18 protein-coding genes are annotated in these 20358 nt (G+C 46.1%); 10 read left to right on the plus strand and 8 right to left on the minus strand.

Annotated elements, in window-relative coordinates:
- Positions 1–9 precede the first annotated feature (9 nt).
- Positions 10–1515 carry a beta-N-acetylhexosaminidase gene (locus DYP60_RS03715; protein ID WP_117329541.1) on the plus strand — a complete coding sequence of 502 codons (1506 nt, stop codon included), beginning with the start codon at positions 10–12 and terminating at the stop codon, positions 1513–1515.
- Between the two features lie 10 nt (positions 1516–1525).
- On the opposite strand, the gene pdxR is transcribed toward DYP60_RS03715, so the two are convergent.
- Positions 1526–2926, minus strand: a complete 1401-nt coding sequence (gene pdxR, locus DYP60_RS03720; protein ID WP_117329542.1) for a MocR-like pyridoxine biosynthesis transcription factor PdxR — start codon at positions 2924–2926, stop codon at positions 1526–1528.
- 113 nt (positions 2927–3039) lie between these two features.
- Between pdxR and pdxS the strand changes: the two genes are divergently transcribed.
- The 3 genes from pdxS to DYP60_RS03735 are packed head-to-tail and all read left to right on the plus strand — an operon-like array spanning position 3040 to position 6431.
- The gene (pdxS, locus tag DYP60_RS03725) at positions 3040–3912 is read left to right on the plus strand and encodes a pyridoxal 5'-phosphate synthase lyase subunit PdxS (RefSeq protein ID WP_117329543.1); all 873 of its coding nucleotides are present in this window, start codon (positions 3040–3042) and stop codon (positions 3910–3912) included.
- Positions 3909–4481 (plus strand): pyridoxal 5'-phosphate synthase glutaminase subunit PdxT, encoded by a 573-nt coding sequence (gene pdxT / locus DYP60_RS03730; RefSeq protein WP_117329544.1) that lies wholly within the window; start codon positions 3909–3911, stop codon positions 4479–4481. The genes pdxS and pdxT overlap by 4 nt, the downstream gene beginning before the upstream one ends.
- Before the next feature lie 27 nt (positions 4482–4508).
- The gene (locus DYP60_RS03735; RefSeq protein ID WP_117329545.1) at positions 4509–6431 is read left to right on the plus strand and encodes a bifunctional diguanylate cyclase/phosphodiesterase; all 1923 of its coding nucleotides are present in this window, start codon (positions 4509–4511) and stop codon (positions 6429–6431) included.
- On the opposite strand, the gene DYP60_RS03740 is transcribed toward DYP60_RS03735, so the two are convergent.
- Both DYP60_RS03740 and DYP60_RS03745 read right to left on the minus strand, forming a co-directional pair.
- A complete protein-coding gene (locus DYP60_RS03740) occupies positions 6428–6853 on the minus strand; it encodes an arsenate reductase ArsC (protein WP_117329546.1) in 426 nt (141 codons plus the stop codon). The two genes, DYP60_RS03735 and DYP60_RS03740, sit on opposite strands and share 4 nt — an antisense overlap.
- Before the next feature lie 6 nt (positions 6854–6859).
- Entirely contained in the window at positions 6860–7159 is a 300-nt protein-coding gene (locus DYP60_RS03745; RefSeq protein WP_117329665.1) for an ArsR/SmtB family transcription factor, read from the minus strand.
- Between the two features lie 94 nt (positions 7160–7253).
- Between DYP60_RS03745 and DYP60_RS03750 the strand changes: the two genes are divergently transcribed.
- The 6 genes from DYP60_RS03750 (at position 7254) to DYP60_RS03775 (ending at position 13988) form a co-directional block, all read left to right on the plus strand.
- On the plus strand, positions 7254–7493 hold the full coding sequence (locus tag DYP60_RS03750) for a thioredoxin family protein (protein ID WP_117329547.1): 240 nt from the start codon (positions 7254–7256) through the stop codon (positions 7491–7493).
- 31 nt (positions 7494–7524) lie between these two features.
- Positions 7525–8709 (plus strand): permease, encoded by a 1185-nt coding sequence (locus DYP60_RS03755; protein WP_117329548.1) that lies wholly within the window; start codon positions 7525–7527, stop codon positions 8707–8709.
- Between the two features lie 612 nt (positions 8710–9321).
- The gene (mreB, locus tag DYP60_RS03760) at positions 9322–10347 is read left to right on the plus strand and encodes a rod shape-determining protein (protein WP_117329549.1); all 1026 of its coding nucleotides are present in this window, start codon (positions 9322–9324) and stop codon (positions 10345–10347) included.
- A 13-nt stretch (positions 10348–10360) separates the two neighbouring features.
- Positions 10361–11389 (plus strand): rod shape-determining protein, encoded by a 1029-nt coding sequence (locus DYP60_RS03765; RefSeq protein ID WP_117329550.1) that lies wholly within the window; start codon positions 10361–10363, stop codon positions 11387–11389.
- Positions 11390–11401: 12 nt separating this feature from the next.
- A complete protein-coding gene (mreB, locus tag DYP60_RS03770) occupies positions 11402–12451 on the plus strand; it encodes a rod shape-determining protein (protein ID WP_117329551.1) in 1050 nt (349 codons plus the stop codon).
- Positions 12452–12533: 82 nt separating this feature from the next.
- Complete coding sequence (locus DYP60_RS03775) at positions 12534–13988, plus strand: EAL domain-containing protein (protein WP_117329552.1); 1455 nt, start codon at positions 12534–12536, stop codon at positions 13986–13988.
- Between the two features lie 50 nt (positions 13989–14038).
- Here the strand turns inward: DYP60_RS03775 and DYP60_RS03780 are convergent, their stop codons facing one another.
- From DYP60_RS03780 to DYP60_RS03800, 5 genes are all read right to left on the minus strand, one after another.
- Entirely contained in the window at positions 14039–16084 is a 2046-nt protein-coding gene (locus DYP60_RS03780; protein WP_117329553.1) for a DUF5107 domain-containing protein, read from the minus strand.
- A gap of 3 nt (positions 16085–16087) precedes the next feature.
- Complete coding sequence (locus tag DYP60_RS03785) at positions 16088–17179, minus strand: phosphotransferase enzyme family protein (RefSeq protein WP_117329554.1); 1092 nt, start codon at positions 17177–17179, stop codon at positions 16088–16090.
- Positions 17180–17229: 50 nt separating this feature from the next.
- Positions 17230–18090, minus strand: coding sequence for a carbohydrate ABC transporter permease (locus tag DYP60_RS03790; protein WP_117329555.1), 861 nt, complete (start codon positions 18088–18090; stop codon positions 17230–17232).
- Between the two features lie 9 nt (positions 18091–18099).
- Positions 18100–19008, minus strand: coding sequence for a carbohydrate ABC transporter permease (locus tag DYP60_RS03795; RefSeq protein ID WP_117329556.1), 909 nt, complete (start codon positions 19006–19008; stop codon positions 18100–18102).
- A gap of 66 nt (positions 19009–19074) precedes the next feature.
- Complete coding sequence (locus DYP60_RS03800) at positions 19075–20331, minus strand: ABC transporter substrate-binding protein (protein WP_117329557.1); 1257 nt, start codon at positions 20329–20331, stop codon at positions 19075–19077.
- Positions 20332–20358 lie beyond the last annotated feature (27 nt).

The following is a 20358-nucleotide window of genomic DNA, read 5'->3' on the forward strand; positions in this document are numbered from 1 at the left end:
GTTGTCCATATGAATCATCAGAAATCTTTTCTCCCCTATCCATCAAACGGAATAAGACTCTTGAAAGGAAGCTTTATTTTCCCAGAAGTCCTGACGATTGCCTTTCAGGACTCCTGTTTTCCCGAACGTGCACCATTTTTTCAGGAGTATATAAGGGGAGCTCTGGGTATGGAAGTGGTCCTTGGAGATGAATCGAATAATCCGGTTTTGCTTGTTAACGAGAAGAATGATGTACTTGATGAAGAGGGATATCTGTTGGAGGTAACTCCAGTGGGGTGTACATTGGCCTCTGGTTCATGGAGGGGAATCTTCACAGGTCTTCAGACATATATCCAACTGGCAAAGTCCAATAAAACGCTACAGTGCTGCAAGATTTCTGATTACCCAGCTCTCTCTTGGAGAGGTCTTATGTTGGATGTCGCCCGTTCTTTCTGCCCACTGGAGGAGTTGCTGGGAATCATTGACACCATGGCTCTGTATAAATTAAATGTTTTACACTGGCATGTCAGTGATGACCAAGGATGGAGATTCCCTGTGGATGGATACCCTGCTTTGTTGAGCGAGAAACACGGGTACTATTCAAAAGAGGAAATCAGCTACGTGGTATCCTATGCAGAAAACAGAAATATCATGGTGGTCCCCGAGGTAGATATGCCTGGGCACATGATTGCTGCCTTGAGTGCATATCCTAATCTGAGTTGCACAGGCGGACCTTTTACGATACCTACAGGAGAGGGGATATTTCGGGATATTCTTTGTGTTGGAAAATCAGAAACCATTGTTTTTGCCAAAAAGGTGGTCGACACCTTATGTTTGCTTTTCCCATCGCCCTATATCCATCTTGGAGGTGATGAGATTCCTTTAGATCGGTGGGAGACCTGCCCTGATTGCCAACATCGTATGCAAGAGTTGGGATGTAGGGATGAAAAAGCATTGCTTGGATGGTTCTGTAATGAGATTGCTTCCTATGCAAGAGAGAAAGGCAAATCCACAATACTTTGGAGCGATTATGTTGATGCTTCATATGATTCCACAATCATTACACAAGTTTGGAATCCTCTTCTTGGAAAACACAGGAGGACCCATAGTGACCGTCAGGTCATAAAGAGTGATTACTTCCATTCCTATCTCGATATGTCCTATGCTTTGGTCCCTCTCTCCAGGGTATATCGGTATGGTAAAACAGTTCAAAAAGATACGAAACGGAATAAAAAGGTAGTGGGTGCAGAATTGTTGCTCTGGACAGAATACCTCGACACTAGAGAAAAGCGGGAAGCTCATCTCTACCCGCGGCTCTTGGCAGGGGCAGAATCATTCTGGACAAAAGATCCCCTGCTTAGGTATAGCCGTTTTAAACGAAGTCTGGAGCATGTTATGAAACAGGTATTAGGTAAACAGAGCGGTTTACCGGAGCCATCTTCTTGGGATCCCTTGCTTCTGGTGCAATGTAAGGAACGGAGAGCAAGAAGAAAACGGGTCAATAGAAACAGCAAGGAAGCTGGTATTACATTGTGAAGCTCAAAATTCAGTCACTCCATGCTTTCTGCAGCAGAGATACTGCTTTGGGTATCTCATCCATTTCCACTGTAGCAAATCCAAGCAGAATTGATGCAGTGCCTTTTTTCTCGGGAAGCTGTGAATAGTACCGGGAAAGTCCGTATACCTGCACCTGAGCTTGGTTTGCACGACGTATGAGTTCCTCCTCTTTCATGCCATTGTGAATGTGAAGTAAGAGATGCAATCCTGCTGAATCTCCGGTAATTTCGGCGAAGGGTAGCAATGATGAGATACAAGTGACAAGGATTTCCCGTTTCTGTCTGTATAGGTTACGCATTCGGTTGAGATGGCGTTCGAAGTGTCCTCTCTCAATGAATGTATGCAGTATTTTCTGTTCAATGAGGGGAACAGGACAAAAATAGAAACTGAGGTCCGATTCATAGTGTTCCATAAGCACTTCGGGAAGAACCATGTAACTGATTCTCAATGCAGGGGAGAGTGATTTGCTGAAAGCACCAAGATAGATGACCTTGCCCTGTCCATCGAGACCTTGCAGGGATGGGATTGGTTTTCCCCCATAGCGGAATTCACTATCATAATCATCTTCCAGGATGTATCGTCCGGACTTCTCGTTTGCCCATTGCAAGAGCTGGAGTCTTCGTGTGACCGGCATGATACGACCAGTTGGAAACTGGTGGCTTGGTGTGATGGAAAGAACGTCTGCATCACTGGCTTGTAGTGAAGCTACCTCAATCCCGTGCTCATCCAAAGGCAGTGAAACATAGTGTACCCGATTGCTCTTGAACAGTAGATTGAGTTTCTCATAGCCAGGGTTCTCGATGGCGTAGACAGTATTTTCACTCAGCAACTGGATGAGCAGTTGCATCAAAAACTCTGTACCACTACTGATGATGATCTGTTGATCTGTGCAATGTACACCTCTGCTGGATCTGAGATATCGGGCAATGCTGGAACGTAGTTCAGGAATACCTTTTGGGTCACTGATTGAAAGCAGTTCAGTATCCTCTGATGTAATGACCTGATGGCTCAATCTTCTCCAGAGCGAGAAAGGAAATCGTTGGTGGTCGACACCCTGGGGGGAGAAGTTGTAGCGATAAGATTCCTCTGACTGTCCCCTATCTGGTTCCTTACTCTGTTTTGGTTCCAGCTTGAGGATGCCGCCTAGGTCGGCAACATAGTACCCACTCTTTTCCCTCGTCTGGAGATAGCCTTCATCAGCCAGTTGGTTGTACGCTGCCTGTACGGTATTGATGCTGCACTGCAACCCCTGGGCAAGGTTTCGTTTGGAAGGAAGCTTCTCGTGTGTTTTGAAAGTTCCCTTGATGAGCGATTCCTTGAGATATTGGTAGAGTTGCTCTGTCAATGTCTGGGGAGCACCGCTTTGTAGCTGTAGATTAATCTGGTACATATCCCTCCATAATCTGGTACCATAAAAAATTCACAAACTGGAACTTTTTGTACTATCAGATACCTCCTATACTAGGGCGGAACAACGAAAAGCACAATGCTGGGAGGTGCAATATGAGTGAACGAATTGAATTGAACAAGAATCTTGCGCAGATGCTCAAGGGAGGGGTCATCATGGATGTTACCTCACCGGAACAAGCAAGAATAGCAGAGGATGCAGGTGCCTGTGCTGTTATGGCACTTGAAAGAATCCCTGCCGATATCCGTGCAGCCGGGGGAGTTTCTCGTATGAGTGACCCAATCCTGATCCAACAGATCCAGGAAGCGGTTTCCATCCCGGTTATGGCAAAGGTGCGCATAGGCCATATCGTTGAGGCCCAGATTCTTGAAGCCTTGGAGATTGATTTTATTGATGAGAGTGAGGTCCTCTCCCCAGCCGATGACCTCTATCATATCGACAAACAACAATTCTCCGTGCCTTTTGTTTGTGGAGCACGTGACCTGGGTGAAGCTCTTCGTAGGATAGGCGAGGGTGCGAGTATGATCAGGACCAAGGGAGAACCCGGGACAGGGGATATCATCCAAGCTGTTCGACATATGCGTTTGATCCAGCAACAGATGAGGAAGGTTCAATCCATGCGCGAGGATGAGCTGTTTGAGGAAGCAAAGCTTCTTCAGGTTCCCTACAATCTATTGCGTATTGTGTTTGAGAGCGGAAAGCTTCCAGTAGTCAACTTTGCTGCCGGTGGGGTAGCTACCCCTGCTGATGCCGCACTGATGATGCAGCTTGGAGCAGAAGGAGTGTTTGTGGGTTCGGGCATCTTCAAGTCTGGAGATCCAAAGAAACGGGCAAATGCCATTGTGAAGGCCGTTACGAATTATCAGGATCCCAAGATATTGGCTGAGCTCTCAAAGAATCTGGGAGAAGCCATGATTGGTATCAATGAACAGGAAATCGCCCTTCTTATGGCTGAGCGTGGCGTATGAGAGTTGGTGTATTAGCACTGCAAGGAGGGTTTGTAGAGCATGTTCATGCATTGAACAAGCTGGGGGTCTCTTCCCTTGAGATTCGTAGCACGCAAGATCTACAGACTCCGTTTGATGCCTTGATCCTCCCCGGTGGGGAGAGTACCGTCATGGGTAGGCTTCTCAGGGAGCTTGATCTCTACTACCCCCTCATGGATTTGATCGCTCAGGGAATGCCGGTATGGGGGACCTGTGCCGGCATGATACTGCTCGCGAGTGAATTGGAGGGAGAGGTCAATACCCATTTTGCGCTCATGCCTATCACTGTCCGAAGGAATGCATTCGGACGGCAGCTTGGGAGTTTTTCCTCCATTGGCATGTTCGAGGGCATTGGCGAAATTCCCATGACGTTTATCCGTGCTCCAATCATTCATGGAGCGGACAAAAATGTACACATGTTAGCAGAGTATGATGGCTTCAGCGTTGCAGCAAGATATGATACGATGCTGGTGACTGCGTTTCATCCGGAATTGACGAATGATACTCGGGTCCTCCAGTATTTTCTGGGGATGACAGGCTGCAGACACTAATGGTTGATCTTCTAGGGGGCAGGGTGCATGGAACTTGTGGTGATGGAGTTGTTCTTACTGATAGTAGTCGTTTCCATCGTAGTAAATCAGAAGGGATCCTCTTCAGTGATCAATTACCATGATGTAGATGCCGCAGGGGTGGCAGGTGCCTATATTGGATACCTTGTCCTTGCCCTGCTCAGCCATGTCCATATACGTGGTCTTTTCCCATTTTCTCCAGCCATTGCTCGTTTGGTAACAATTCTCCATATTGTTTCTATTCCACTGTTGATATTCGTTTGGATGAACAGTATTGAAAAACGGATTCTTTCAAAAACGAGCTATACAGTACTCTTCCATGTACAGAGATCCTTGCTTGAGTTGTTCTGTATCGCTTCCTTTATTGATCTATTCCTGAATCGATTGTTTGTTTTCTCCCCAGATCTGCTGATAATCGGAGGTTCTGGGATACCACTCATGCTTGGTCTCAGTACGCTCTTTGTTCTGGTAGAGTTCTATGCCGCCTTGGTGCGATGGAAGCATATCGAATGGCATGAACGGGCCATCATGGTACTCACTGCATTGTTCTTGTTGTTCTCCTTGGTTTTATTTGAGGTGTTCCGACAACCATATATGCTCTCCCTCAGCAGTGCCTTCATGCTGCTGCTCAGCTTTCTTTCTTGGCAGAGGAAGGAGTTGTTGTTGGATTGGTTGACCAGGATCCCAAACAATCAGGCATTTATGGAAGTACTTAAAAAAGGTATTGCCTCTCATCAACGAAGGACCATCCTGCTTCTAGATATCGAGAACTTTCGCCTGCTCAATGAACGATATGGAGAGGATGGTGGCGATGCAATCCTGTCCTCCTTTGCTGATTTCCTGAAAACCACCTATGAGCAAGCCGGGGTGTTCCGTATTGGGGGCAACCGCTTTATTCTGATGTTTCCCTGGTTGACACACAATGAGCTGGTCAGGGAAGTGAACATAATCAAAGAAAAGACTGCAAAGGGGTGTACCATTGGGGAGACTCAGGTCTCCTTTCATGTGAATATTGCCATCGTTGAAATTCCCTTGCAGAAAAATACGGTTGATGAGGTTGTTGAGTCTCTCTCCTTTACCATGACGGAGATCAAGGAGAAGCGAAGGCAGCCGGTCATCATCTTCAACCAGAAGCTCATCGGGGTGCGTCAGAGAAGACTTGATATCCTTTCAATCCTCCGAAAGGCGTTGTTGGAGCAAGACATGATACAGGTCTACTTCCAGCCGATCATGGATGTAGATGGCAACAAACCAGTTGCTGCTGAAGCCTTGATGCGACTACAAGATGAGCGGATGGGGATCATCTCACCTGAGGAGTTCATTCCGCTTGCAGAACAAGCAGGCCTGATCAGTATGTTCAGTGAGATTATGCTGCAAAAAGTGTGCACGTTCCTAAAGGCACACCCAACAATACAGGAACGTTTGAGCCATGTTTCAATTAATATCGTAGCTGAGGATCTTGCCGTTTGGGATGTCACATGCAGATTGTTGGACATTTTGAGCCAGAGGGGAGTCGATGCCAAAAAAATAGGGTTTGAAGTGACAGAATCAATGGTCCTCTCAAGCAATCCCATTGTAGCAAAGTCATGGGAAGCCTTGCGAGAGGTGGGGGTTCGCTTTTTCTTGGACGATTTTGGAACTGGCTATGCCAATTTGGAGTCACTGGTCAACCTTCCCTTCGATACGGTGAAGATTGACCGAAGTGTGGTAACAAACACAACGAACAACCATGAGTTGCTTTCCCTTATTGCAGGGATGTTGCAACGCCTTGGGAAAGAGGTTATTGCTGAAGGAATTGAGACCAGCGAACAGTTGGAAGTTGTCAAATCCACCAAGATTTCATTCGTACAAGGGTTTTACTACTCCAAACCTCTTCCTCCAGAGGAGTTCCTCTCATGGCTGGAAGAATCACCCGAAACGATGAAAGTCTAGTAGGAACCCAGCCAGTCAACAATTCGGGTATGGATTGCATCGCGGATGAGCCTGATCCCTTCCATTTTTTCTTCATCACTGCCAGTGATGGCGCTTGGGTCGGGGAAGCCCCAATGCATGCGTTCACTCTTTCCAGGGAACATGGGACAACGCTCTGCATTGCTCTCATCACAGACAGTCACCACATAGTCAAAAGTTTCGTTCCTTTCAATGTATTCCTGGGCAGGTTTTGCATAGTGACCTTCCATGGAGATGCCGATCTCTTCCATGGCCTGTACGACCAGAGGGTTCAACTTACCTGCTTCAATCCCGCTGCTGTGTGCTTCAAACCGGTCGCTTGCATAGTGTTTAACGAAAGCCTCACACATCTGGCTTCTTGCTGAGTTATGGATACAGACAAACATAATTCGTTTTTTCCCCATGTTGCATTATTCCTTTACGGTATCTGGTGTCTTCATTGTGCAGTGCATCATCTCCAATACACAGGGCATGGTCAATATGCAATTGACCCTGGCTCCCTCTCTCTGCATGTCGATGATTCCCACTTGTTTTAGTGCCGAGAGGTGTTTTGAGGTGACTGATTTGTGCATTCCAAGCAGTTCTGCAAGTTCACAGACACAATAGGAACGTGCGAAAAGAGCCTCGACTATGGCAAGCCTCATTGGGTGCCCGAGTGCCTTAAAACGTTTGGCAGTATCCTCAAACTGTTCAGCATCATATTGGTTCATAGCTACAATGTTGCAAAAAGTGGAAACTTTGTCAATGAATCTAGTTGACATTGCGAAGATAGTTTCCAATAATGGAAACATAGGAGATATACATATGGTTATTCAGATACTCGGGACAGGATGTCCCAAATGCAAGGCATTGGAAGCAAATGCGTTCAAAGCAGTTGAAGAAGGAAACATTGCAGCAACGATTGAAAAGGTGACTGACCTCGACGAAATCATGAACATGGGTGTCATGATGACCCCTGCACTCGCAATAGACGGGGACGTGAAGAGCATGGGAAAAGTGTTGAATAAGAATCAAGTACTCGCACTGATCAAGGAGAGCCTGTAATGCGGTTTCTTGCCTGCAAGGAGGTACTCCGATGGCGATGAAACAACTTACTCCCAACAAGAAACTTTTGGTGATAGCCGGGATTTTCCTGGCAATCTTTTTTACTCCCTTTACGCATCCACGCGTGGTGGGGGCAATCCAGGAAGCGTTCCTCATGCTTGCCGACTATGCACATGAGCATGTCTTGCTCTGTGTGGTTCCTGCAATGTTCATTGCTGGGGCGGTGGTGGTCTTTCTCAACCAACAGGCGGTGATGAAATACCTGGGTCCGAAAGCGAATAAGCTGGTGGCATACTCAGTTGCTTCCGTTTCAGGTGCTATCCTGGCTGTTTGTTCCTGCACTGTATTGCCTCTTTTCAAGGGCATTTACAAGAAGGGTGCCGGACTTGGTCCTGCTGTTTCCTTTCTCTACAGTGGCCCCTCGATAAACATTCTGGCAATTATCCTCTCATTCAAGGTGTTTGGGTGGAAGATGGGTTTGACCAGAATGATTGTCGCTATCGTATTTGCCTTTGTAATCGGTTTGCTCATGCATATGATCTTCCGAAAAGAGGATGAGAAACGGCTTGCTGATGAACGCCTTTTCAAGAACATGGGGGGGCCTGATGCCCGTTCCCTTCCTCAAATGGCTTTCTATATGGTTTCGATGATTGGTATCCTGGTCTTCCTGAACTGGGCGCCAAGCCAGGGATCAAGTACCGTTTGGGATTTCATCTATCAATCCAAGTATTGGATTACCGGGGTGTTCGCCTTGATGTTGGCATACTCCCTGATCAGATGGTTCACCAAGGATGAGCTGAAAGAGTGGGGTGGAGCAACCAGGGACTTTGCACTCCAGATTCTTCCCTTGCTCTTCGCTGGAGTATTGGTTGCAGGATTCCTGCTGGGAAGACCTGGACAAGAAGCACTCATTCCTACGGTATGGGTTGCCTCCTTGGTAGGAGGAAATTCTCTCTTTGCAAACTTCTTTGCATCGATCTCGGGGGCATTCATGTACTTTGCGACGCTCACTGAAATCCCCATCGTACAAGGACTGTTGGGAGCTGGAATGGGGCAAGGCCCGGCCTTGGCATTATTGCTAGCCGGTCCGAGTCTCTCTCTTCCCTCCATGCTGGTAATAGGCGGGGAACTGGGATTCAAGAAGACTGCTGTCTATATTGCTTTGGTGGTGTTCTTTTCCACCTTGGCTGGATATGTCTTTGGAATGGTAGCGTAGTATACCCACTATTTTCTATACGGGAGTTGTTGTATATCTACGACTACTCCCGTTGCCTTGTAAATGCCTGGATTCCATGGATCAGGCAACCTTTACTAGTAAAAAGAATCAAAATACACATCTCATCCATCTCTGCTAGTGCGCGCATCATTATAAATGCCCGGAATTTTTCTGTGTGTTCAAGGTCTCCAAGGACAACCTAGAATTTTTTTTCATGCTAATGGTACAAAAAGTATTGTAATTCCTTTTATAATCAGACATTTGTCATTTGTCGTATTTACCTGTACATGTCTCATTGTATTAAATTAAGGTAATCTATTAATACATAATAATTTGAATACAAATCGTATACATATACGTCTTGACAAGTGTCCAAACAGTGCATCATTTGGCACAATATATGTCACTGACATATGTTATAAGTCTTTGTGTAGTAAAGAAAAATAAAAATATTTTTGTTGACAGCTAAATTTGTGTGTGATTTACTGAAGCGGAGTTTTAAAACAGATATGCATTGGATAAGGTTACAAAAAAAAACATCTGAGACGTTGAAGTTTTGAATTAGAAGCATTTCTGCTTTTGATATTTTGGTAATTCCGCTGGAGGGAAAACATGAAGGAAAAAACAAATTTATCAGTGGGTGTCGATTTAGGTACCTCGAACCTTCTCATTTATGTTGAAGGGCAAGGTACACTTTTCAATGAGCCTTCGATTATTGCAATTGACAAGGCAACTGGTAATGTAGTCTCAGTTGGGTATGAAGCAGCAAAACTGGATGGGAAGACCCATAGCAAAGTTGAGGTTGCGAGGCCTTTGCAGGGAGGAGTGATTTCTGATATTCAGTTGATACGCGAAATTCTCCTATTCACATTGGACAAGATTTTTCTTTCTAACCTGGATTCAATCAGTCGACTCCTGATCTGTATTCCTTCAGAAATAACCAATACAGAGAAAGAGGCCATTATTGAGCTCGGCCATGGACTTGGAATCCAGAATACTGAAATTGAACAAGAGATAAAGGCAGGTGCTCTTGGATCGGGTGTAGATATCTTTGCACCAAGAGGGCACATGGTGATTGATATTGGTGGTGGTACAACCGATTTCGGAATCCTGTCACTCGGGGAAGTGGTCCTTTCCAAATCAATCAAGATTGCTGGAGATTATTTCGATAAACAGATAATCGACTATGTAAAAACAACACATAAGCTGGAAATCGGAAATCAAACAGCGGAAAGAATCAAGATTGCACTTGCTTCTCTTACAGGCCCCTTCCCGGTAGATGAAGACGGAGCCCCTGTCGTGACTGAGGCTATGGGCCGTGATCTAGTCACGGGTCTTCCCCGGCAGATTCTCCTGCATCCTGAGGAAATCAGAGAGGTTCTTCTTAATTGCTTTGATCCTATTAAGTCCATCTTGTTGGCTACTCTGGAAGAAACGCCTCCAGAGCTGGCTGGGGATTTAGTTGATTCTGGGATTCTATTGACAGGTGGTTGCTCGCAGATTCCTGGAATCAAGGAATATTTCATCGATATTGCCCAGATTCCGGTGTATCTCTCTGAGGTACCTCTCTCTGCGGTAATTGATGGATGTAAGAAGATGCTCAAAATGACAAATCGGCATTTTTATAGTGAACTATAGGAAGGGTATAAGCATGAGTGCAACAATGGTACATGACAAACTGGGGTTGGGAATAGATCTCGGAACCGCAAATTTATTGGTGTTCCTTGAAAAGAAAGGAATTATATTCAATGAACCTGCAGTAATTGCGTTTGATAGAGAATCCGGGAAAATTGTGGCGGCTGGAGAGGATGCCCACCGAATGCTGGGAAAGGTCCACTCCAAAATTGCAGTGATAAAACCATTGAAAAATGGTGTTATCTCAGATATGCGCGCAGCAAAGGCGTTGTTGACGTATGTACTTGGGAAAATTGAGAATCTTACAGAAAAAGATCTATCCAAGACTACCTGTGTTATTTGTTGCCCGTCAGAAGTGACAAAGATTGAACGGGACATCATGACTGATCTTGCAGCAAAAATGAAGATCACGGATGTGTTCATCGAAGAAGAAATCAAATCAGGAGCACTGGGAGCTGGTGTTGACATCTTTAAATCCAAAGGGGTGATGGTTGTTGATATCGGAGGCGGTACTACGGATGTCGGAATTATTTCATTTGGTGATATCGTACTTTCCCGTACCATACGGAAAGCAGGAAGTTTCATGGATGATGAAATCTCCAAATATGTGAAGAAAACACAGAGTGTAGAAATTGGTGAACTAACCTCCGAGAAAATGAAGATTGAACTGGGCGACCTGCATGTTGGGGCGAAAAATGTTGTGAATCGGTATGCAGGAAGAGATATGGTGAAAGGAATTCCCAAGTGGGTCATGCTTTCCACCCAGGAAGTCCAGACGGTTTTGACACCTGTATTCGATGAAATCGTCAAACTCATCACTGGAGTGCTGAAGGATACACCGCCTGAATTATCTGCAGATATCTACAAGCATGGCATTCTTCTCACTGGTGGATGTTCCTTGATTCGAGGGATTGAAGAGTACATTCAGGAACGGATTCAAGTTCCTGTAAAAGTGGTCCAGAACCCACTTACTTGCGTTGCAGAAGGTACTAAGTATTTACTGAAAAACCGCGGAGACTATCTCGTTAATCCGCTTCAACTGTAGGAGATTTTCATCATGGCAATCACCATCCGAAAACAAGAGAAAGAGACAAAAAGCGTTGTTGGGAAAAATATTGGAATAGACTTGGGCACTGCGAACATCCTTGTCTATGTCGAGGGAGAAGGGATCATTACCAATGAGCCTTCGGTAATCGCATTTGACTATGAGACCAATGAAGTGCTTGCCACAGGCAATATGGCAGCCAATATGATCGGAAAGGGTCATCATGGTATCAAGATTGTGAGTCCGTTGCACCAAGGTGTCATTTCTGATATTGATGCTACCAAGAAACTCATTGAGATTTCATTGCATAAGATTGAGAACATCAATATCGACATCACGCAATCAACGCTTTTGCTCTGTTGTCCTTCTGAGGTAACTCAGTTGGAACGTGATTCATTCATGGACCTGGGCAATAAGCTCGGGGTCAAGGATGTGTTCATCGAACAGGAAGTAAAAGCCGGAGCAATCGGGTCAGGTCTTGATATCTTCAGTAGCAATGGATCGATGATCATTGATATTGGGGGAGGATCAACTGATATTGGCGTACTCTCCTTGGGTGATATTGTGGTTTCTGAATCCAATCGTATTGCTGGAAACTACTTTGATAGTGAGATTATGGACCACATGCAGTATAAGCACGGCCTGCTTATCGGAAAGAAAACTGCTGAGCGAATCAAAATAGAAATTGGCTCTTTGCGACAAAAGATTGAAAATCCAAAGGAAACCTGGGTAAGTGGAAGGGACGTAGTAACCGGACTTCCCAAGAAGATCACGATACATGAGAACGAAATTCGTGACGTCCTGGTCAAACCCTTTGAGTCGATTGCTACCATGGTGTTGAAAGTGTTGCAAAATACTCCTCCTGAGCTTTCATCCGATATTATTGTGAATGGTATCTATATCAGTGGAGGCGGTGCGATGATTGATGGCGTGGATGAATTCCTCCACCGCAAGGTTGGCATGGATTTCTATATTTCCAAGCGTCCAATGACGGCAGTGGTTGATGGAACCAAGTTACTTCTGAAAAACCGTGGAAGTTATTTCGTAAAGCCAACAGATTAAGTGAGGTGATATATACAGACCTTTCTTTCCTGGAGGGGAAGGAAAGGTCTGATTCCCAGTCACTACAGAAAAGGAACACCTTATGAGAATCATGCAACGTCATTGTATTGCCTTTGGAAGTAGCTTCTTCCTCGCTTTACTGGTCAGCCTCTTCTATGCAAAGTTTGTGGTCAGCATTTTCTTCACTCTGCTTCTTCTCATTAGCATGAGTATTGGATTCTTGGTTTCAGGTAAAACTGAGCCTTGGGAATATACTGGCAGGTCGCTTACAAGATGGCTAAGAAATAACCAAGCTAATTTGGACTCTTCATTCTGCCTCTACGTGTCCATCCATGCAAGAGGAATCTTCCAATCGTGTGTCGACCGTCAGGAGCTTGAAGAGGTGTATAATCGGTGTGCCAAAGAACTTATGGGGTATTTTGGAGTAGCGAATGTCCAAAGGATGACGTATGATGAATTTGCTGTTCTACGAGATTTTCCGACTTCAACTGTTGTTGATGAAAAAGAGAAGGTCGAGTACCAAACCATCGTATGCCAGACCATCACAGACCGAATCAATGGGATGCTTGGCTCCATGGATACCAGCAGGTTGCCCCCGTTTGCCGTAACAGTTGGGTGTGCTTCGTCCGGTTTGCGTTATCGTATGAATACGCTCGAACAACTTGTAGATTTGGCCTATGCTACAGAAGAGGCAGCGAAGAAGAGTCGCAAGAAGTTTCTCGTGGCTGATGAAATGATACGGGCGAGAAAGCTTGATATTGATGAGTGCAAGCAGGGATTCTTAACTGATGGATGGGAAGAGGAGTTTAACCCGTTTTTCCAGCCGATCATTGATTCTGTATCGTTTTCTGTAGTGGGTGTGGAAAGCTTGGCAAGATGGCAACTCGGAGGATTTCGAGTGTTGTCGGCACAGGTGTTCAAGGATGTAGCTTGTGAATTGCACCACATCACCACCATTGATTTGACCATTATATCAAAGACGTTTTCAATCATTCGTCGCATGATGATGGCGAGGATTGTCCCTTATACCTTCAAGACGGTAATCAATGTGAGTGATGAGAGTCTGAAGAAGGGGTTTGCAAAACGTATGTTCTTTCTAGCGGAGCAGCATGGATTGCATCCCTCCCAGATAGAGTTTGATATCAAGGACTCTGCCTTGGCATTTCCTGAATCCCTGTTGGTAATCAAGGAACTAAGAGAAACTGGATTCAGGGTTTCCCTTGACGTCTTTACTGAGACGGCGTTTGATCTCCAAGCATTGGTGAGAGCAGACTTCGATATCATCAAGCTGGATTTCAGGGCATTCTCGCCTCAGCTGCAACAGGTATATGCGGCATTGAAAGAGGCAGCAGAGAAGGGTGATGTTGAAATTCTTGCAAAGGGAATTGAAAACAAGGTTGTTCTCGATGCTGCCATGGCACTTGGATGCAAGTATGTGCAGGGTAATTATTTTACGCAGCCCATTCCTGAATCAACATTTGAAGTGTTCATGAAGAAATATCAGCAGGGCCTTGATCTGGGCTCTTCGCTAGGGTAGAAGGGATCTTCTTTCCTATTCGCGATACTGCTAAGACCCTATTGTCCATGCTATTCCCTGAACATCATGAAGTTGAAGTTTTGGGGAATAGGATAACGTTCCTTGACAATCTTGGCCACTTCGTCCTCGCCTACCTCAGGATGTGCTTCACTGTAGAGGATGGATTGGTAGGAGAACCATAGGCTGTTTAGGGGAGTATCCCCTTCTCGGATATGCCCTATCTCCCGGTCAAAGACCAAGCTCTTGATAAGCGGGGCATTCTTCTCCTGAACAGCCAGCTTTGCACGGGTAATTCTTAAAGCTTCACTTGAATCCATCCAAGTGGAGGGAATATCCTCGAAGAGCTTCTGGGCTTCGACGGTTTTCTGTTCAGCAACCAAGAGTGCACAATACTCTTCTGCGATAGCAGGGTCAGCCTTAAAACCAGAGAGTCTGCTTGCGATTGAGTACCATCGAAGAGGTTCCTCCACTTCACCTCTTCTGATTTCCAATTGTGCAAGGTTTCTTGCGGTCCAGGCGTTTGGGAGATTCTCCATTGCCTTAAGCCAACACGTTTGGGCATATGATACTTCTTCTTGTTCCAAGTGGATGATTCCAAGGTAGTGATTGAGAGTGGCCGATTCATGGATAGTCAAGCAAGGGTTTCTCAATGCAGCCATGAATATTGCTTTCCACGTATCGGAACAGGGAGGGGCACTGAGAGGTCGGCTATCGGGGTCCATGACCGGCAGTTTCCCTTCTGTTAACAGCCCAAGATACGGAAGTTCCTGATCCTTGACGCTGTCCCTTTCAAAGCGGAACGCTACCGGTAGTGAGAGATTTTGGGCCTTTTGTTCAAGGAAAGCCCAGCCGCTTCCTTGGTGCATTATTATTTCAGGGCTGCGTTCACTTGCCTTGAGGCATGTTTGATGCATAGCTCTGAGTCTCTGTTCGTCTATGATCAAATGAATAGTATCCTCTGCTGCCTGCATGGCAACTTCGTATTGTGGTCTGTGGGCTTCTTGTGGGGATATCTCCAAAGAACCGAAGGCCTGCGTCCAGCAGATTGAACTCTGTGCCTCCAGGTACGAGCCGTGCAATTGACTTGGAGCCAATCCACTTTGAACCTCGATGTATTCATCTTCACTGTCTGGAGAAAGGTAGCGTTGCCACCTCTTTCCCCCTGCATGGCTCCCCCAACAGAACATTTTTCTGTAGGACAAGGGTGGTGTAGAGACTTCAAAGAAGCCGCTGCCGTCCCCTTCAATGGCGCACTCCCATGGCATTGGGCTCTTCTCGCAAAGAAAGAAACACTCGTTTGATGCCTTGAATTGGTTCGGGTACGAGGCATCAATGTCTTCGTAGATTTCCATTCGGGGCATATGCATATGTCCGAAGAGTCGGGTGTTGTTCTTTGCATAGGGATCCAGATAGAGTGCTTCATTGCTACTTGCAAGAACGCGTGTCTTATCTGTGACTGGTACTGCAGTATTTGTCCAGTAGTACAAGGATTTTCGCTCACTAGAAAGGTTGTGGATATGGACATGGGCATACAATAGCCTGGATGTATCTCCCAAGTGGAAGTCGATATGCCACCAGAGACCCTTGCATCGCTCATATTCAGAGAGCCGCAAGAACTGCACACCCTCCTCATCTTTCTGAATCGAGGCAAATACATCACTACAGGTGGTGAAGGCATGCCCATATTGGCCTATATTCCACTCAATGCCTCCAGCGAACCATGCATCAAGATTGGAAAGGTTGCAAGCTTGGAGACTTGCATTGCAATACAGCAGTTCTCTGTCATTTTCTTTGTCGATAAGACTGATGAGTCTTCCCCCAAGCGTTGGGAGAAAGGTCGCCTTGAGATAGTCGTTCTCCATGATGATTGCAGGTATATCTTGCTCTTCTCGGTTTCTATCGTATCGGTCTTGGATTTGGTAGGGTAGGGAACGCTTGCCGCAATCAAGGCCCAAAAAGGCAGTATTCTTAGAAGAAACTTGTGGTTTTACTCTTACGAGGGCATCGTGCTTGGGGTCTCTGAAGGAGGGAAGTGGATTGGCTCCAATAGGTAAGGCCGCGTTTGCCTTGAATGTGCCACTCTTAATTGAAGTCATACTCTACACTCCTTGTGATAGCGTCTGCCACTTGCTGTCCATGTCCTGCATGAGGGCAATCTGGTTCCTCGCTCTATCAAGGTTTTGGTTCTCCCGATCAATATGATAGTAGCGATCCCCATTGAGAAAATCCGTCAAGAATCGTACTGCCATGATCTGGGTGATGTTTCTTCCTGATTCGACCACCAGAGATCGTTCAAGCGGGGTAAGGAAGTCAGCTTTTGAGAAGTATCCTTCCAGTAAAGCATGATGGAGTGAGGTGTCACAGTGTACCTTGGAAAGATCAGTGGCATCCTCCTCTGCTGTTGTGGTTGCCGTCCTGATCATATCCCCGGTATCGAAAAGGATGGTTCCAGGCATCACGGTATCAAGGTCAATGATACAGAGCGCTTCTTTTCCATCGAGGCTGAACAAGACATTGTTGATCTTCGTGTCATTATGGGTCACCCGTACAGGAAGACTTCCTTCCTGCAGTTTGTCCCAGAGAATGAATCCCCGCTCCTTGGTATCCATGAGATATTCCACTTCAGGTCCTACCATCTGTATCCGATCCTGATGGTTCACCTGTATTGCTTCTTCAAGCTGTTCATAGCGTAGGCGCATATCATGGAAGTGAGGAATGGTTTCATGTAGCTGGTTCCCATCAAAGTCCGATAGCTGCAACTGGAAGTTGCCTATGGCCTCACCCAGGAGATATGCTTGTTCTGCATCTGCTATCGTCTTGAAGGTCTTCACGTGATCGATGTACTGGTAGGTCCTCCAATACCCCCCATCCTCATCAACATACACATTGGTCCCAGAACGGGTAGGTATGACACGCAGGCACCGTTGCTCAACATTGTCATAGTGACCGATTAGTTTCGATCGTATGTGTGAAGTAACCAGACTGACATTCTCCATCAAGGCAACCGGCTGCTTGAACACCAAGGTATTTATTCGTTGATGGGTATATTTCTGGACACTTCCTTCATTCGTGAAGGTGGTGAAGAACGTGGAGTTGATATGTCCTTCCTTGTTGACCTCGATGGAAGCCAGGGAACCTTCGATAGCGAAATGATTGATAACTTGGCGGAGCTTATATTCTGAAATCTGCATACAGGCCTCTTGGGGTGGGATGAGTAAAATGGAATGAACAGTGTGTGATTCTATCCTTTGATAGCTCCTGCTGTTACTCCTTGGATGATTCGCTCTGAAAGGAATATATAGAGGAGAAATGTCGGGAGGAAAACGATAACGACAGAGGCGAACATCCCGCCCCAATCTCCTGTGTATCGCATGGCTTGGATCATATTGAACAGTCCAACGGAGACAGGTCTCACCTTTGGTTTGTTTGCAAAAATCATTGACATGAAGTATTCGTTCCAGATGGTGATGAAGTTGAACACAGTAACCGTGATAATCCCCGGTTGCACCAAGGGGAACATAATCCTCCAGAAGGTCCCCATAGGGGAACAGCCATCGATGTAGGCTGCTTCTTCATAGGTGGTACTCAGGCTCTTGAAGAATGCAAGCAGGAAGAAAGTAGTGAAAGGAACATTCATGGCAATATAGAGGAATATGAGCAACCAACGGTTGTTTGTCAGGCGTAATCGGCTTACGAGGCTGAACAGTGGCATGACGATCATGATCGCCGGGATTCCTAATGCAGAGGCAAGAAGGCTCTGGATGGATAGATTTCCCCTGAACTTGAATCGGCTCAATACATAGGCTGCAGGGGAAGCAATGAGGATGATTGAGGTACAGGATACCACGGTGTACATCAACGAGTTCATGAAATACACCGATACTTTTTGTGTATTCCAGGCACGAATATAGTTCTCGAAATGGAACCCCGACTCAAACTTGAACATGGAATCACTGAATATTTCCTGACTAGTCGAAAAAGAAGCGAAAAATACCCAGCCAATGAGTACAAAGGTAAAGATTGCCCAAGTAACTACCAAGACGTAGGAAGGGATCAGTCTAACTTGTGTATGATGGTCGAGTGAACGAAGTTTTTTGGCCATGACTCCCTCCTATAATTCCACATCATCGTTCTTGACGATGAGGTTGGTTGCTGAAAAGGCGATGATGACAATAATCATCATGATAACTCCAACGGCTGCACCTGCTCCACTATCCCTGACGGTGGTGGTGCTGGCCGAGGACCCGAATACAATTTCGTACATATAGTTCATGGGAGCTACCGTTGCATTGGAGAGGTTGACCGGGCTGAATAACTGGCCCCAGACAAAGAAGGCAACAGTAAAAACGGTCCACATGACGATGTTTGTCCTAAAACAACCCCGTAGGAACGGCAGGGTTATATGGAAGAACCGCTGGAAGACATTTGCCCCTTCTATCTGTGCAGCTTCCATATAATCCTTGGGTATTTGTTCAATGCTTGCCATGAAAATCAGCATATGGTACCCAACCATGCCGAATGAGTAGGCGACCAGCATGGACCAGAAGAGTTTGTCCGGCCCTGTCCAGAGAGTCTCAGAGAGTGTCGTCATCCCCAGTGTTGCAAAGATATCGTGAAGTAATCCATAGGAAGAGTTGTAGACGTAGTTGATCCACATGGTTCCCATCGCTATTGCCGATACTACATTGGGGAGGTATATGACGCTCCTGAAGAATTTGGAAAATTTCATTCCATTGGTAAGGGAAACAGCGAAGAACAGTGCGGTGACCATTACCCCTATACCACCAACAAGCCAGATACTTGCAATATTACGCATCGATTGTCTAAAAATAGCTGTGTTGAACAGGGTCCGGTAGTTTTCCAACCCGTTGAAACTCCAGGTTGAAATCGGATCTGATACAGACTCGACGGCAAAAAAGCTCATGATGGTTGTCCGGATCGAGGGATACAAGAATACCAACAGGTAGCAGATCATGGCCGGGGTGAGAAAGATGATGATCATCGTGCGATTCTTTTTCATAGTGGTACCTTTGAGAAATGAACGCCCCCTAAAACATGGTGTTTCAGAGGGCGTAGCGTTAAAGCCCTATTTATTCATTGCAGCGTAGAATTGTTCTGCATTCAAGGAACCAAGGATGAGCTTGGAGAAGTTCTCCTTGATCTTTGCATTGACGTCTGCAAGATTTTCCATTCCAGCAGCCCAGGTCATCCATGTGGTGGTATTGTCGATGATGGTCTTGGCTTCAGCTGTTTGCTTTGGCCAGGTGCTGTTCTTGCCCATCGGTACACCAAGGCTTTCCTTTGCCAGTTTGGAGTCCCACTCACCAGTGGTAAGGTAGACGATGAACTGGAAGGCTTCGTCTGGTACCTGAGAATTGGCATTGATGCCGAAGCACTGTGCTCCATAGTTGTTAGCTTCAGTGCCATTTCCGTTTGGTCCCATTTCAGGCCATGCGAAGGCACCCCAGTTGAAGTTAGGAGCGTTGCCCTTGATCTCATTAGGAAGCCAGGTTCCATTGAGGTACATCGCAACCTTTCCTGCGGCAATTTCCTCAATCTGTCCTGCAGGATAGATGTTGGAGGCTGCTTTTTTGCTGATGTACCCTTTCTTTGCGAAGTCTGACCAGATTTTGCCAAACTCAAGAACCGCTGGGTCGTTGAATTCATTGTTGTTGGCCATTTCCAGGGTTCTCTCATAACCAGCAAGACGAGCCATGTTGTACCCGAAGAATGCTGCCATGTATGCATCATCAACCGTAATTGGGGTAATTCCTGCCTGTACCAGCTTTGCGCATACATTCTCGAACTCAGTCCATGTTTTTGGGGTCTCGGTGATACCTGCCTTATTGAAGTGATCCTTGTTGTACATGACCACAAAAGCAAATGGCTGGTAAGGAGCTGTTTTGAGTGTGCCACCACCGGCCTGACGAGCAAGGTCAATCAAGGCTGTACTTACTGCATCACTGTAGCTCTCACCACCTGTGGTGGGGTAGCTCTTGGATACATACTCTTCCAAAGGAAGGAGATATTCACCCCACGTGGAGTTAACACGAGAGATATCCTCATCAAAGATATCAATCGTCTCTCCAGCGTCCAGAGCAGGTTGCAGGGTCTTTCTGATCTCGCGACCATTGAAGACGATTTCAACCTCGATACCAGTCTCTTCTTCAAATGCTTCAGCAGCTTCAGCCATGACAAGGCCCTGTGGCTCAGCTTCATTCCACATCGACCAGTAGGTGACAGTCTTTTTTCCAGCAGCATCTTCTGCTGATCCCCCGGCAAACAGCGGGGTGGCGATAACTGCCAATACCAGCAGTGCAACAACCATTCCTTTTTTCTTCATAGTTGACTCCTTTTTGTGTGAACAATT

The sequence above is a fragment of the Sphaerochaeta halotolerans genome, from assembly GCF_003429665.1.
Lineage (GTDB): Bacteria > Spirochaetota > Spirochaetia > Sphaerochaetales > Sphaerochaetaceae > Sphaerochaeta > Sphaerochaeta halotolerans.

Excerpts from the sequence above, each read along its gene's own strand:
- DYP60_RS03715 (WP_117329541.1), top strand. The coding sequence starts at position 10 with ATGAATCATCAGAAATCTTTTCTCCCCTATCCATCAAACGGAATAAGA.
- pdxR (WP_117329542.1), bottom strand. The coding sequence starts at position 2,926 with ATGTACCAGATTAATCTACAGCTACAAAGCGGTGCTCCCCAGACATTG.
- pdxS (WP_117329543.1), top strand. The coding sequence starts at position 3,040 with ATGAGTGAACGAATTGAATTGAACAAGAATCTTGCGCAGATGCTCAAG.
- pdxT (WP_117329544.1), top strand. The coding sequence starts at position 3,909 with ATGAGAGTTGGTGTATTAGCACTGCAAGGAGGGTTTGTAGAGCATGTT.
- DYP60_RS03735 (WP_117329545.1), top strand. The coding sequence starts at position 4,509 with ATGGAACTTGTGGTGATGGAGTTGTTCTTACTGATAGTAGTCGTTTCC.
- DYP60_RS03740 (WP_117329546.1), bottom strand. The coding sequence starts at position 6,853 with ATGGGGAAAAAACGAATTATGTTTGTCTGTATCCATAACTCAGCAAGA.
- DYP60_RS03745 (WP_117329665.1), bottom strand. The coding sequence starts at position 7,159 with ATGAACCAATATGATGCTGAACAGTTTGAGGATACTGCCAAACGTTTT.
- DYP60_RS03750 (WP_117329547.1), top strand. The coding sequence starts at position 7,254 with ATGGTTATTCAGATACTCGGGACAGGATGTCCCAAATGCAAGGCATTG.
- DYP60_RS03755 (WP_117329548.1), top strand. The coding sequence starts at position 7,525 with ATGGCGATGAAACAACTTACTCCCAACAAGAAACTTTTGGTGATAGCC.
- mreB (WP_117329549.1), top strand. The coding sequence starts at position 9,322 with ATGAAGGAAAAAACAAATTTATCAGTGGGTGTCGATTTAGGTACCTCG.
- DYP60_RS03765 (WP_117329550.1), top strand. The coding sequence starts at position 10,361 with ATGAGTGCAACAATGGTACATGACAAACTGGGGTTGGGAATAGATCTC.
- mreB (WP_117329551.1), top strand. The coding sequence starts at position 11,402 with ATGGCAATCACCATCCGAAAACAAGAGAAAGAGACAAAAAGCGTTGTT.
- DYP60_RS03775 (WP_117329552.1), top strand. The coding sequence starts at position 12,534 with ATGAGAATCATGCAACGTCATTGTATTGCCTTTGGAAGTAGCTTCTTC.
- DYP60_RS03780 (WP_117329553.1), bottom strand. The coding sequence starts at position 16,084 with ATGACTTCAATTAAGAGTGGCACATTCAAGGCAAACGCGGCCTTACCT.
- DYP60_RS03785 (WP_117329554.1), bottom strand. The coding sequence starts at position 17,179 with ATGCAGATTTCAGAATATAAGCTCCGCCAAGTTATCAATCATTTCGCT.
- DYP60_RS03790 (WP_117329555.1), bottom strand. The coding sequence starts at position 18,090 with ATGGCCAAAAAACTTCGTTCACTCGACCATCATACACAAGTTAGACTG.
- DYP60_RS03795 (WP_117329556.1), bottom strand. The coding sequence starts at position 19,008 with ATGAAAAAGAATCGCACGATGATCATCATCTTTCTCACCCCGGCCATG.
- DYP60_RS03800 (WP_117329557.1), bottom strand. The coding sequence starts at position 20,331 with ATGAAGAAAAAAGGAATGGTTGTTGCACTGCTGGTATTGGCAGTTATC.